Below are 13,096 nucleotides of genomic sequence, written 5' to 3'. Positions count from 1 at the left end.
TACGGTCTATGCCTTCAGACATTTTCTACGTAATTCAGAGGTTTCCACCCAAATGGCAGCAGTAATGGTCGGCCAATTCCACGCCCGTGACGCCGAAGGCCGTATCTACCCCGTGCACGAGTTCCAGGAGTCCACCCTGCAAATCGACGGCAGCACGCTGGGCGCCCCCATCACCACTTACCGCCTTGCCATCGGCGACAAGGTCAACCACCTGGGTGAAAACCGTTTCGAACTGGCACGTTCCGGCGTCGAGATCATTCGCATTCCTTGATGCAATCCACGGTGTAGCCACCACTCTCGTTCTGCAGGCCATGCACGTCGGCGACAAAACCGGGAAACCCTTGGTTGAACGCCCGGGCAAAGGCCAGGTAGTCGAGTATCGAGCGGGTCGCCTCGGTGAACCGCTCCCCCGGCATGATCAACGGAATGCCGGGCGGGTACGGCACCAGCATCACTGCCGCCACACGCCCCAGCAGTGCCTCGATCGGCACCGCCTCCACCTCGCCACGCACCATCTGGTCATAGGCCTGGGCCGGGCTCACGGCCACCTCCGGCAAGCGCGTGAACAGGCGCTTGAGTTGCTTGGCCGTGGCGTTGCTGCGGTAGCAGCCATGCAACTGGTCGCACAGGTCGCGCAGGCCCATCCCCCGGTAGCGTGAGGCATCGGCGGCCACCACACTCGGCAAACAGCTGCTCAGGGCAGTATTGCCATCGTAGTGGCGCTTGAACTCCAGCAACTCGGTCAGCAACGTGCTCCACTTGCCCTTGGTGATGCCCATGGAGAACAGCACCAGAAAGCTGTACAGGCCGGTTTTTTCCACCACCAGCCCCCGCTCCCAGAGAAACTTGCTGACCACCGCCGCCGGGATACCGTGCTCGTCCAGTACACCACCCGCACTAAGGCCCGGCATCACCAGGGTTACCTTCAGCGGGTCGAGCAGCACGTAGTCGTCCACCACCTCGCCAAAGCCATGCCACTCTGCGCCCGGTTGCAACAACCAGTCCTGCGCTTGCAGATGGTGAATACCTTCAGCGCTCGGCGGCTGCCAGATACTGAACCACCAATCATCCGCGGCAATGTGTTCGCGCAGATTGGCCAGGGCACGGCGAAAGCTCAGTGCCTCGTCGAACATTTCTTGCAGCAGCGAGCGCCCGGACGGCCCCTCCATCATGGTCGAGGCCACGTCCAGCGAAGCGAGGATGCTGTACTGCGGCGAGGTCGATATGTGCATCATGAACGCTTCGTTGAAGCGATCGCGGTCCAGTTGGCGCCTGGCCCCGTCTTGCACATGAATCATGGAAGCCTGGCTGAACGCCGCCAGCAGCTTGTGGGTGGAATGGGTACTGAACACCAGCGGGCTATCGTCCGCGCAGGCAGTGCCCATGGCATAACGCCCGGTGAAGAAGTCATGAAACGCCGCATAGGCAAACCAGGCCTCGTCGAAGTGCAGCACCTCGACACTGCTGCCCAAGGTCTGCTTGATCAGCCCTGCGTGGTAACACAAGCCGTCATACGTGGAGTTGGTCACCACCGCCAGCTTGATGCGCGGCACCCGGCCACGGGCGAGCGGGTTGGCCTGGATCTTCGCCTGGATCGCCTCAGGGCTGAACTCGCTGAGCGGGATCGGGCCGATGATGCCCAGTTCGTTACGCTCCGGGCACAGGTACAACGGAATGGCGCCGGTCATGATGATCGCGTGGACCACCGACTTGTGGCAGTTGCGGTCCACCAGCACCAGATCGTCACGGCCGACCATGGCGTGCCAGACGATCTTGTTGGCCGTAGAGGTGCCATTGATGACGAAGAAGGTATGGTCGGCGCCAAAGTTGCGGGCAGCCCTGGCCTCGGCTTCAGCCAAGGGGCCGGTGTGGTCGAGCAGCGAACCCAGTTCCGGCACGGAAACGGACAGATCGGAGCGCAGGGTGTTTTCGCCGAAAAACTGGTGAAAGGCCTGGCCTACCGGGCTTTTATGGTAGGCCACGCCACCACCATGGCCCGGGGTGTGCCAGGAATAGTTGGATTGCGCGGTGTGCTGCACCAGCGCCTTGAAGAAAGGCGGCAACAGGCCATCGAGGTAGGTGTGTGCGGCACGCGCCACCTGGCGGGCAAGAAACGGTACGGTGTCTTCGAACAGATACAGGATGCCGCGTAGCTGGTTGAGCTCGCTCATGGCCTCGGCAGGGGCGTTTTCCAGGGTGACCTGCTCACCCAGGGCGAAGATCGGCAGGTTGGGTGCACGCAGGCGAGCCAGGCGGATCAGCTCGGCCATGTTCTGCAACAGGTGGGTATTTTCGCCGGCGCCTTCAGCGGCAATCAGCATGCAGGCCAGGCCGTGGTGGGTGGCGGCGACCAGCCGCGCTTCGGCGTGGTCGGCGGCGGCGAGGATGGCGAAGCCGTCCTGGCGCAGTTCCTCGGCAATGCCCCTCACGCGCTCGCCGGCGACACTGTCAGCCTTGATGGCGCGATGAACGATGAGGATCGGGAACTTGAGGTCCTTGTACATCAGGTGGCTACCTCCGAAGGACATGGCGTCCATTTCAGGGTAGTTGAACCTGTGTTTTCAGGGCCGACCTCTTCGCGGGCACGCCCGCTCCCACAGGAACCCCACTTGCTCAGGCTTTGTGAGATCCCTGTGGGAGCGGGCGTGCCCGCGAAGAGGCCGGTACAGGCTAAGAATCAGCCAGCAGGTGTCTCGGTCAAGGCTTGCCACATGGAAGGCCCACCCGCCGACTTGGCAACAGCCGCCAACCGCTCGGCATGCGCCTCCAGCTCCTCGGCACTGGCCATGATCACCCGCCCCGGTGCACGCCCGGTAATCCGCCGGATCTCGCTGCCCCCTGCCCCCTGCCCGTCACCTTCAGCATCCGCCCCATGCCCAGCCAGCGAAAGGCTGGTCTGGCCACCGGTCATCGCCAGGTAGACGTCTGCCAGCAGTTCCGAGTCGAGCAGTGCGCCGTGCAGTTCACGGCCCGAGTTGTCGATGTCGTAGCGTTTGCACAACGCATCGAGGCTGTTGCGCTGCCCCGGGTGACGCGAACGTGCCAACAACAGGGTATCGAGGATGGTGCAATACTGCGAAGCGTCCGCACGGTCGTGCTGACCGAGCAGGGCGAATTCGTTGTTGATGAAGCCAACGTCGAACGCCGCGTTGTGGATGACCAGGGTAGCGCCCTGGATGAACTCGAAGAACTCTTCGGCCACATCACCAAAGCGCGGTTTGCCGACCAGGAAGGCATCGGTGATGCCGTGGACGTTGATCGCGCCCTCGTCACTCTCGCGGTCCGGCTGCAGGTAAACGTGGAAGTGCCGCCCGGTCAGGCGCCGGCCGATGACTTCGACACAGCCGATCTCGATGATCCGGTGGCCTTCGCTGACCGGCATGCCCGTGGTTTCGGTATCGAGAATGACGAACCGCTTATCTTGCTGCTGCTCCACGCGGGGCGCTCCAACTTGCATCAGTTACAAAGGCGGCAATTGTACCCCAGCTCAACGCTGGGCGCGCACTTCGTCCACGCCACGGTTGGCCAGCTGGTCGGCGCGTTCGTTGCCGGGGTGGCCGATATGGCCGCGCACCCACTTCCAGGTCACTTTGTGACGGTTGACCTGCTCATCCAGTTGCTGCCACAGGTCGGCATTCTTCACCGGCTCCTTGGCCGCCGTCTTCCAGCCGCGCTTCTTCCAGTTGACCATCCACTCGTTGATGCCCTTCATCACGTACTGCGAGTCGGTGGTCAACACCACTTCGCATTCACGCTTCAGCGCCATCAACCCCTGGATCGCGGCCATCAGCTCCATGCGATTGTTGGTGGTTTCGCGTTCACCGCCCCACAGTTCCTTCTCGACGCCCTTGTAGATCATCAGGACGCCCCAACCACCCGGGCCGGGGTTGCCCTTGCAGGCACCATCGGTAAACATCTCGACGCTTTCGCTCATGTACCACTCATGTTCAGTGCTTTTCAGTATCAGGGTTCACCGCCGTGCGGTTGACCTTGGCCAGCGGCAGCGGCAGCAACTTGCCCATCGGTTCGCGGCGCTCCGGGCGCAGCGGCCGCAGGCCGACCACCATCTTGCGCGCCACCAACAGGTACACGCCGCCACCCGAGCTTTGCCAGCCACCTGCCAGCCGTTCCCAGCCCTCCAGGCGTTGCTGCCAGGCCGGTGAGGCAAGCGGCGGACGATAGCACCCGAAGCGGCGTTTCTCCAGCGCGAAGCCCAGCAGGTTGAGCCAGTCCCCCACCCGCGACGGCGAGATGCAGCGGGCCTTGCGCAACGCCCCGTGGCTGAAGAAATGGCGCATGCCCCAGCTGCTCCACGGGTTGATCCCGACAATCAGCAGATGCCCGCCCGGGCGCACGGCGCTGGCGGCCTCGCGCAGCAGGCCATGGGGCGACAGGCAGAAATCCAGGCCATGTTGCAGCACCACCACGTCGGCAGCATGCTCGCTCAGCGGCCAGGCCTGTTCCTCGCACACAATCTCCACCCCTGGCAGCGGCGCGCCGAGGCGCACGTTGCGCTGCACCTGGGGCGCGCTTGGTGGCGGCTCGGCACAAGGCCCGTAATGCACAAGGTACCCGCCGAAGAAGCGCCCCAACTCTTCTTCCAGCAGTTTTTCCTCCTCCTTGAGCATCAGCTGGCCGAGTGGGCCGTTGAACCACTCACGGGCCAGGCTGATCAGCTTGACCCAGTCCGGGTCGGCCTGGGCAAAGGCTTGGTCGGTCATTGCGCTCTCCCTCGAAGGTTCTCGCACCGCGCCATCGCGGCTAAGATGCCCTCATGTGCCACGCTAGGCGAATCGGATCCGCACCATGATACAGATCGATGCTCTCCCCGCTTTCTCCGACAACTACATCTGGTTGTTACAGGATACTGCCAAACGCCGCTGCGCGGTGGTCGACCCAGGTGACGCCGGCCCGGTGGAGCGCTGGCTGGCGGCCAATCCCGAGTGGGTGCTCAGCGATATCCTGATTACCCACCACCACAACGACCATGTCGGTGGCGTGGAACGGCTCAAGCAACTGACCAACGCACAGGTTTATGGCCCAACCCACGAGCGTATTCCCTGCCGCGACCACGCGCTGGACGAAGGCGACCAGGTGACCGTGCTGGGCGTAACCTTCCGGGTGCTGGCAGTGCCTGGCCACACCCTGGGGCATATCGCGTTCTTCAGCGACCAGCCGGCAACACCCGTACTGTTCAGCGGCGACACCCTGTTCGCCGCCGGATGCGGTCGCATGTTCGAGGGTACACCCGAACAGATGCAACCCGCCCTCGCCCGGCTGGCGGCGCTGCCGGCACAAACAGAAGTGTACTGCGCCCACGAATACACCCTCAGCAACCTGCGTTTTGCCAAGGCGGTGGAACCTACCAACCAACACGTTCTACAGCGGTTCGAGGACGTTACCCGTTTGCGCGCCGACAATCGCATCACCTTGCCATCAACCATTGGCCTGGAACGCCTGACCAACCCCTTCCTGCGTACCTCTGAAACATTAGTTAAACAAAAAGCAGACGAATGGAAGGGACATCCAAACGACTCGCAGGTCACTGTTTTTGCTGCCTTGAGGTCTTGGAAGGACACCTTCTGATAACCGCAAGATATATCGCAAGTGATGGTCAAAGGTTGACCAGGCCCGGAGCGGTTTCTAGAATCGCCGAAATTTTTCGCCCGGATACCTGTGTCAGCCGATGTCTTCCCGTAGCCGCAGAACCTCTCATTCCGTCGCCCTGACGCGCCTGGCCCAAATCAGTGCGCTGGCCCTGGCCGCCACCTTGGTGGGCTGCCAGAGCACCCGTCAGCTCGACGAATCCGAAAGCGTTCGCGCGCACAACTACCAGGCGCGGATCAAGCACAAACCTTCACCGCTGCTGGTCAAGCCAGCCGAGCAGGCACCGCAGGATGTCTGGGAGCGCATGCGCCAGGGCTTCGCCCTGCAGGATGGCATCGACGTCAACCCGCGTATCGAGCAGCAACGCCTGTGGTTCGCCAGCAACCCGAGCTTCATCGAAAGCGCCGGCGAGCGTGGCAGCCTCTACCTGCATTACATTGTCGAACGCCTTGAAGAGCGCGACATGCCGCTGGAACTGGCGCTGCTGCCAGCCATCGAAAGCGCCTACAACCCGATGGCCTACTCGCGCGCCCACGCGGCGGGCATGTGGCAGTTCATCCCGTCCACCGGCCGCCACTTCAACCTGCGCCAGACCAACTTCTACGACGGTCGTCGCGACGTCACCGCCTCGACCAACGCTGCACTGGACTACCTGTCCCGCCTGCACGACATGTTCAACGGCGACTGGCTGCTGGCCCTGGCCGCCTACAATGCCGGTGAAGGCACGGTCAGCCGCGCCATGGAGCGCAACGAAAAACTCGGCCTGCCAACCGACTACTGGAACCTGCCGCTGCCACAGGAAACCCGCGACTACGTGCCCAAGCTGCTGGCCCTGTCGCAGGTGGTGCTCACCCCTGAAGCCTACGGCGTGAACCTGAACCCGATCGCCAACGAACCCTACTTCGAGGCGGTAGCGATCAACGACCGCCTCGACCTGTCGCGGGTGGCAGCCTTTGCCAACATCGACGAAGACGAGCTGATCCAGCTCAACCCGGCCTTCAAGAAGCGCATGACCGTGGACGGCCCGCAGCAGCTGCTGGTACCGACCGCCAAGGCACAACTGCTGAGCGACAGCCTGTCCAACCTCAAGCCCGAGCAACTGGTGAGCCTGCAGCCGAACAAGGCGGTGTTTGCCCGCGCCGTGGCCGAGGCCAAGGCGCCGGTTGCAGCGCGTAGCTACCGGGTGAAGCGCGGCGACAACCTGGGCGCCATCGCCAAGGCCAACCGCGTGTCGGTCAAGGACATCAAACGCTGGAACCGCCTGTCCGGCAACAGCGTGCGCGCCGGCCAGGTACTGGCCCTGCGCGGTGGCAGTACACCAAGCGCCGCCGGCAACCGGGTGGCGGCATCCGGGAAGCGCTCCACGCAATACAAGGTACGCAAGGGCGACTCGCTGTACCTGGTGGCCAAGCGCTTCAACGTGGAAATGCAGCACCTCAAGCGCTGGAACCCGCGCAGCGGCCATGCCCTCAAGCCAGGCCAGACCCTGACCGTCTACCTCTCGCATTGATCTAATACCCTGGGGCCGCTTCGCGCCCCATCGCCGGCAAGCCAGCTCCCACAGGTACGGCGCATGGCTTGAGTTGATGCGATCGGTGTGGGAGCTGGCTTGCCGGCGATGGGGCGCGAAGCGGCCCCTTGCAATCCTCTGGGCTGTACTCTTTTTCCAACCCCACCAAGCTGTTACTGTACCCCGATCAAAGCCCAACGCCTCTGGATCGGATGCCGACTTGATACGTCCCCTCCTGCTGTCACTCAGCCTGGCCTTGAGCTTTCCCGCAGCCGCGATGGTGAGCGAAAGCCACGGATACGCGCAGTTCGGCACGCTCAAGTACCCAGCCACCTTCACCCATTTCGACTGGGTCAACCCGCAAGCGCCCAAGGGCGGCACCTTGCGGGCCATGGCTTTTGGTACGTTCGATACCCTCAACCCCTACACCTTCAAGGGGTCGAGCCCGATTACCACGCCCAATTTCCAGCAATACGGCATCAGCGAGCTGAACGAGCCACTGATGGTCGGCACCGGCCAGTACGACCCGTCCGGCGACGAACCGACCTCCAGCTACGGCCTGATCGCCCGCTCGGTGGAGTACAGCGAAGACCGCAGCTGGGTGGTGTTCAACCTGCGCCCGGAAGCCCGCTGGCATGACGGCCAGCCGATCACCTCGGCAGACGTGGCCTTTTCCTACCGCACCCTGCTCAAGGACGGCCACCCGATCTACCGCACCAACCTGCAGGAAGTGCAACGGGTGGACATCCTCGGCCCGCTGCGTATCCGCTTCGTGTTCAAGCGCGCCGGCAACCCGCTGCTGATCCTGCGCCTGGGCGAGATGCCGGTGCTGCCCAAGCACTACTGGCAAAAGCGCGATTTCAAGGCCACCACCTTCGAGCCACCGCTGGGCAGCGGCCCCTACCGCATCACCGAGGTTCAGCCCGGTCGCCGGCTGGTGTTCGAACGGGTGAAGAACTACTGGGGCAAGGACCTGGCGGTCAACCGGGGCAAGTACAACTTCAAGCGCGTGGAGTACGAGTTCTACCGCGACGCCACCGTGGCCTTCGAAGCCTTCAAGGCCGGCGAATTCGACATCTATATCGAGCACCAGGCCAAGAACTGGGCCAACGGCTACAACTTCCCGGCCGTGCGCCGTGGCGAGGTCATCAAGGCCCAGATCCCGCACCAGATCCCGACGCAAACCCAGGGCCTGTTCATGAACAGCCGCCGCGCCACCTTCAGCGACCCGCGGGTACGCCAGGCGCTGGGGCTGATGCTCGACTTCGAGTGGACCAACCGCGCCCTGTTCAGCAGCGCCTACCGCCGCTCGACCAGCTATTACCCCAACAGCGAGTTCGCCGCCAGCGGCCTGCCCACCGGCAAGGAATGGCTGCTGCTGGCGCCGTTCCGCGACCAGCTGCCGGCCAAGCTGTTCAGCGAACCCTACAAGGTCAGCCAGACCGATGGCCGCGGCATCAGCCGCCAGACCCTGCGCCAGGCCCTGGGCCTGCTTGCCGAGGCCGGCTGGAAGCTCAATGGCCAGCGCCTGGTCGACAGCAAGGGCCAGCAGCTGCGTATGGAACTGCTGCTGGTAAACCCCAACCTTGAACGCATCCTGCAACCTTATGTCGAAAATCTGTCCAGCATCGGCATCGATGCGCGCTTGCGCACCGTGGACCGCGCCCAGTACAAACAACGCCTGGACCAGTTCGATTTCGACATGATTCTGATGACCCTGAACCAGACCCTTAGCCCCGGCCTCGAACAGTGGCTGTACTTCCATTCCAGCCAGGCCGCCACCAAGGGCAGCAAGAACTATGCTGGGGTCAAGGACCCGGTGGTCGACCACCTGCTCGACACCCTGCTGGCTGCGCGTACCCGCGACGACCAGATCGCCGCCGCCCGCGCCCTGGACCGTGTGCTTTCATGGCAGTACTACATGATCCCCAACTGGTACCTCGACAATCATCGCCTGGCCTACCGCAACCGGTTCGCCTTCGTCACCACGCCGCCCTACACCCTGGGGCTGAACAGCTGGTGGATCAAGACTTCGGAGAAAGCCCAATGACGCCAACGCACCCACTGCGCCGGCTGGCAGGCAGCCTGTTGCTCGCCTGCCTGAGCCTTCCCGCCCTGGCCGCACCGCAACACGCACTCACCCTGTACGACGAGCCCCCCAAGTACCCCGCCACCTTCAAGCACTTCGACTACGTCAACCCGGATGCGCCCAAGGGCGGTACCTTCCGCCAGTCCAGCTTCGGCGGCTTCGACAGCCTCAACCCGTTCATCAACAAAGGCGTGTCGGCCGAGAACATCAGCATCATCTACGACACCCTGATGCGCCAGAGCCAGGACGAGCCGTTCACCGAGTACGGCCTGGTGGCCGCCAGGATCGAGAAGGCACCTGACAACAGCTGGGTGCGCTTCTACCTGCGCCCCGAGGCGCGCTTCCACGACGGCCACCCGATGCGTGCCGAAGACGTGGTATTCACCTTCAATGCCCTGATCAAGGACGGTGCGCCGCTGTACCGCCAGTACTACGCCGACGTCGCCGAGGTGGTCGCCGAAGACCCGCTCAAGGTGCTGTTCACGTTCAAGCACAAGGGTAACCGTGAGCTGCCGCTGATTCTCGGCCAGCTGCCAGTGCTGCCCAAGCACTGGTACGCAAACCGCGACTTCAACCGCGGCAACCTGGAAATCCCGCTGGGCAGCGGCCCGTACAAGGTCGCCGAGGTGAAGGCCGGGCGCTCGGTGCGTTACGAGCGGGTCAAGGATTACTGGGGCAAGGACCTGCCGATCAACCGCGGGTTCTATAACTTCGATGCCATGACGTTCGACTCCTACCGCGACACCACCGTCGCGCTGGAAGCACTCAAGGCCGGCGCGTTCGACTATGCGCTGGAGGTCAGCGCAAAGAACTGGGCCACCGCCTACAACGTGCCCGCCGTGCGCGACGGCCGCCTGATCAAGGAAGAGCTGCCCAACGGCAACCCCACCGGCATGCAGGGTTTCATTTTCAACATCCGCCGCCCGGTGTTCCAGGACATACGCGTGCGCCAGGCCCTGAGCCTGCTGCTGGACTACGAGTGGACCAACAAACAGCTGTTCAACGGCGCCTACACCCGCACCGGCAGCTACTTCGACAACTCGGAGATGGCCGCCCACGGCCTGCCCAGCGCCAGCGAGCTGAAAATCCTCGAACCGCTGCGTGGCAAAGTCCCCGAACAGGTCTTCACCGAGGCCTTCAAGAACCCGGTCAGCGATGGCAGCGGCATGATCCGCGAGCAACAGCGCCAGGCCTACAAGCTGCTTCAGGAAGCCGGTTGGAAAATCGTCGACGACAAGATGGTCGACGCGCAGGGTAAACCGGTCAGCATCGAGTTCCTGCTGGCACAAACCGAGTTCGAACGCATCCTGCTGCCGTTCAAGCGTAACCTTGCCGACCTCGGCATCGACCTGAACATCCGTCGGGTCGACGTTTCCCAGTACATCACCCGCCTGCGCTCGCGTGACTACGACATGATCGTTGGCGGCTACCCGCAGTCCAACTCGCCGGGCAACGAGCAGCGCGAGTTCTGGTCCAGCGCCGCCGCCGACAACCCCGGCAGCCGCAACTTCATCGGCCTGCGCGACCCGGCCATCGACCAACTGGTGGAAGAGCTGATCAACGCCGATTCGCGCCAGAGCCTGGTCGACCACTGCCGCGCCCTCGACCGGGTGCTGCTGTGGGGCTACTACGTGATCCCCAACTGGCACATCAAGACCTGGCGCGTGGCCTACTGGAACCACATCGGCCACCCGGATGTTTCGCCCAAGTACGACATCGGCATCGATACCTGGTGGATCAAGCCCGGGGTAACCCCGGCGGTCAGCGAAGCCCCTGCGGACGAGGCCAACTAAGATGCTGGCCTACATCCTGCGCCGCCTGCTGCTGATCATCCCGACCCTGTTCGGCATCCTGATCATCAACTTCATCATCGTCCAGGCCGCCCCCGGCGGCCCGGTCGAGCAGATGATCGCCAAGCTCGAAGGTTTCGAAGGCGCCACCAGCCGCATTGCCGGTGGCGGTGCCGAGGTCTCCGTGGCCGGCTCCAACTACCGCGGCGCCCAGGGCCTGGACCCGGCGCTGATCGCCGAAATCGAGCGCATGTACGGCTTCGACAAGTCGCCGCCCGAACGCTTGTGGATCATGATCAAGAACTACGCCCGGCTGGACTTCGGCGACAGCTTCTTCCGCGATGCCAAGGTCGTCGACCTGATTATCGAGAAAATGCCCGTGTCGATCTCGCTGGGGCTGTGGAGCACGCTGATCATGTACCTGATCTCGATCCCGCTGGGCATCGCCAAGGCGGTGCGCCACGGCAGCCACTTCGACGTGTGGACCAGTTCGGCGATCATCGTCGGCTACGCAATCCCCGCGTTCCTGTTCGCCATCCTGCTGATCGTGCTGTTCGCGGGCGGCAGCTATTTTGACTGGTTCCCGCTGCGCGGCCTCACCTCCAACAATTTCGACGAGCTGAGCACCACCGGCAAGGTGCTGGACTACTTCTGGCACCTGGTGCTGCCGATCACCGCACTGGTCATCGGCAACTTCGCCACCATGACCCTGCTGACCAAGAACAGCTTCCTCGACGAGATCAACAAACAATACGTGGTCACCGCCAAGGCCAAAGGCCTGAGCCGGCCACGGGTGCTGTATGGCCACGTGTTCCGCAATGCCATGCTGTTGGTGATCGCCGGCTTCCCTTCGGCGTTCATCGGCATCTTCTTTACCGGCTCCTTGCTGATCGAGGTGATCTTCAGCCTCGACGGCCTGGGGCTTATGAGTTTCGAGGCGGCCATCAACCGCGACTACCCGGTGGTCTTCGGCACCCTGTTCATCTTCACCCTGCTGGGGCTGGTGGTGAAACTGATCGGCGACCTGACCTACACCCTGGTCGATCCACGCATCGACTTCGCCAGCCGGGAGCACTGACATGGCCTTGTCCCCCCTCAACCGCCGGCGCTTCGAGCGCTTCAAGGCCAACCGCCGTGGCTGGTGGTCGCTGTGGCTGTTCCTGATCCTATTCGGCCTGAGCCTGGGCGCCGAGCTGATCGCCAACGACAAGCCAATTGCCGTGCGCTACGACGGCGAGTGGTACTTCCCGGCGTTCAAGCGCTACCCGGAGACCACCTTCGGCGGCGAGTTCCCGCTGGAAGCCAACTACAAGAGCCCCTACATCCGCGAACTGCTGGAAAAGAAAGACAGCTTCGTGCTGTGGGCGCCTATCCCGTTCAGCTACCAGAGCATCAACTACGACCTGCGCGTGCCCGCCCCGGCACCGCCCTCGGCGGACAACTGGCTGGGCACCGACGACCAGGGCCGCGACGTACTGGCGCGGGTGATCTACGGCTTCCGCATTTCGGTGCTGTTTGCCCTCACCCTGACCGTGGCCAGTTCTATCGTCGGCGTCATTGCCGGCGCCTTGCAGGGCTTTTATGGCGGCTGGGTCGACCTGGCCGGGCAACGTTTTCTGGAGATCTGGTCCGGCCTGCCGGTGCTGTACCTGCTAATCATCCTGGCGAGCTTCGTGCAGCCCAACTTCTGGTGGCTGCTGGGCATCATGCTGCTGTTCTCGTGGATGAGCCTGGTGGACGTGGTACGCGCCGAGTTCCTGCGCGGGCGCAACCTGGAATACGTGCGCGCCGCCCGCGCCTTGGGCATGCGCAACGGCGCGATCATGTACCGGCACATCCTGCCCAACGCCATGATCTCGACCATGACCTTCATGCCGTTCATCCTCACCGGGGCCATCGGCACCCTCACCGCCCTGGACTTCCTGGGCTTCGGCCTGCCCGCCGGTTCGCCATCACTGGGCGAACTGGTGGCCCAGGGCAAGTCCAACCTGCAGGCGCCGTGGCTGGGCATCAGCGCCTTTGCCGTGCTGGCGCTGATGCTGAGCCTGCTGGTGTTCATCGGCGAATCCGCCCGCGATGCCTTCGACCCGAGGAAGTGAC

At 63.4% G+C, this 13,096-nt stretch carries 11 protein-coding genes; 7 read left to right on the top strand and 4 right to left on the bottom strand.

The window, feature by feature from the left end:
• Window positions 1–52 precede the first annotated feature (52 nt).
• Window positions 53–271, top strand: coding sequence for a hypothetical protein (locus N436_RS06985; RefSeq protein WP_110740679.1), 219 nt, complete (start codon window positions 53–55; stop codon window positions 269–271).
• Here the strand turns inward: N436_RS06985 and N436_RS06980 are convergent.
• From N436_RS06980 to N436_RS06965, 4 genes are all read right to left on the bottom strand, one after another.
• The gene (locus tag N436_RS06980; protein WP_110740678.1) at window positions 255–2,504 is read right to left on the bottom strand and encodes an Orn/Lys/Arg decarboxylase N-terminal domain-containing protein; all 2,250 of its coding nucleotides are present in this window, start codon (window positions 2,502–2,504) and stop codon (window positions 255–257) included. The two genes, N436_RS06985 and N436_RS06980, sit on opposite strands and share 17 nt — an antisense overlap.
• A 173-nt stretch (window positions 2,505–2,677) precedes the next feature.
• Window positions 2,678–3,436, bottom strand: a complete 759-nt coding sequence (dnaQ, locus tag N436_RS06975) for a DNA polymerase III subunit epsilon (protein WP_105946535.1) — start codon at window positions 3,434–3,436, stop codon at window positions 2,678–2,680.
• Between the two features lie 51 nt (window positions 3,437–3,487).
• Window positions 3,488–3,934 (bottom strand): ribonuclease HI, encoded by a 447-nt coding sequence (gene rnhA / locus N436_RS06970; RefSeq protein ID WP_016711609.1) that lies wholly within the window; start codon window positions 3,932–3,934, stop codon window positions 3,488–3,490.
• A 13-nt stretch (window positions 3,935–3,947) separates the two neighbouring features.
• The gene (locus tag N436_RS06965) at window positions 3,948–4,721 is read right to left on the bottom strand and encodes a class I SAM-dependent methyltransferase (RefSeq protein WP_016711610.1); all 774 of its coding nucleotides are present in this window, start codon (window positions 4,719–4,721) and stop codon (window positions 3,948–3,950) included.
• A gap of 85 nt (window positions 4,722–4,806) precedes the next feature.
• Between N436_RS06965 and gloB the strand changes: the two genes are divergently transcribed.
• The 6 genes from gloB (at window position 4,807) to N436_RS06935 (ending at window position 13,095) form a co-directional block, all read left to right on the top strand.
• The gene (gene gloB, locus N436_RS06960; RefSeq protein WP_105946532.1) at window positions 4,807–5,586 is read left to right on the top strand and encodes a hydroxyacylglutathione hydrolase; all 780 of its coding nucleotides are present in this window, start codon (window positions 4,807–4,809) and stop codon (window positions 5,584–5,586) included.
• A gap of 100 nt (window positions 5,587–5,686) precedes the next feature.
• Window positions 5,687–7,117: a lytic transglycosylase domain-containing protein gene (locus N436_RS06955; RefSeq protein WP_110740677.1), complete on the top strand. Its 1,431-nt coding sequence runs from the start codon at window positions 5,687–5,689 to the stop codon at window positions 7,115–7,117.
• A 220-nt stretch (window positions 7,118–7,337) separates the two neighbouring features.
• On the top strand, window positions 7,338–9,167 hold the full coding sequence (locus N436_RS06950) for an extracellular solute-binding protein (protein WP_218277646.1): 1,830 nt from the start codon (window positions 7,338–7,340) through the stop codon (window positions 9,165–9,167).
• Entirely contained in the window at window positions 9,164–10,999 is a 1,836-nt protein-coding gene (locus N436_RS06945; RefSeq protein ID WP_110740675.1) for an extracellular solute-binding protein, read from the top strand. Before N436_RS06950 ends, N436_RS06945 begins: the two co-directional genes overlap by 4 nt.
• 1 nt (window position 11,000) lies before the next feature.
• Window positions 11,001–12,074 carry a microcin C ABC transporter permease YejB gene (locus N436_RS06940; protein WP_027608722.1) on the top strand — a complete coding sequence of 358 codons (1,074 nt, stop codon included), beginning with the start codon at window positions 11,001–11,003 and terminating at the stop codon, window positions 12,072–12,074.
• A gap of 1 nt (window position 12,075) precedes the next feature.
• Window positions 12,076–13,095 carry an ABC transporter permease gene (locus N436_RS06935; RefSeq protein ID WP_016711616.1) on the top strand — a complete coding sequence of 340 codons (1,020 nt, stop codon included), beginning with the start codon at window positions 12,076–12,078 and terminating at the stop codon, window positions 13,093–13,095.
• Window position 13,096: the final 1 nt, after the last annotated feature.

Source organism: Pseudomonas sp. RV120224-01b (genome assembly GCF_003208145.1).
GTDB classification, from domain to species: Bacteria; Pseudomonadota; Gammaproteobacteria; order Pseudomonadales; family Pseudomonadaceae; genus Aquipseudomonas; species Aquipseudomonas monteilii.
The sequence above is the reverse complement of the archived record's forward strand: the minus strand, read 5'-3'. Positions and strand labels throughout refer to the sequence as shown.

Coding starts and splice junctions, on each gene's coding strand:
- N436_RS06985 (WP_110740679.1), top strand. CDS start 53: ATGGCAGCAGTAATGGTCGGCCAATTCCACGCCCGTGACGCCGAAGGC.
- N436_RS06980 (WP_110740678.1), bottom strand. CDS start 2,504: ATGTACAAGGACCTCAAGTTCCCGATCCTCATCGTTCATCGCGCCATC.
- rnhA (WP_016711609.1), bottom strand. CDS start 3,934: ATGAGCGAAAGCGTCGAGATGTTTACCGATGGTGCCTGCAAGGGCAAC.
- N436_RS06965 (WP_016711610.1), bottom strand. CDS start 4,721: ATGACCGACCAAGCCTTTGCCCAGGCCGACCCGGACTGGGTCAAGCTG.
- gloB (WP_105946532.1), top strand. CDS start 4,807: ATGATACAGATCGATGCTCTCCCCGCTTTCTCCGACAACTACATCTGG.
- N436_RS06955 (WP_110740677.1), top strand. CDS start 5,687: ATGTCTTCCCGTAGCCGCAGAACCTCTCATTCCGTCGCCCTGACGCGC.
- N436_RS06945 (WP_110740675.1), top strand. CDS start 9,164: ATGACGCCAACGCACCCACTGCGCCGGCTGGCAGGCAGCCTGTTGCTC.
- N436_RS06940 (WP_027608722.1), top strand. CDS start 11,001: ATGCTGGCCTACATCCTGCGCCGCCTGCTGCTGATCATCCCGACCCTG.
- N436_RS06935 (WP_016711616.1), top strand. CDS start 12,076: ATGGCCTTGTCCCCCCTCAACCGCCGGCGCTTCGAGCGCTTCAAGGCC.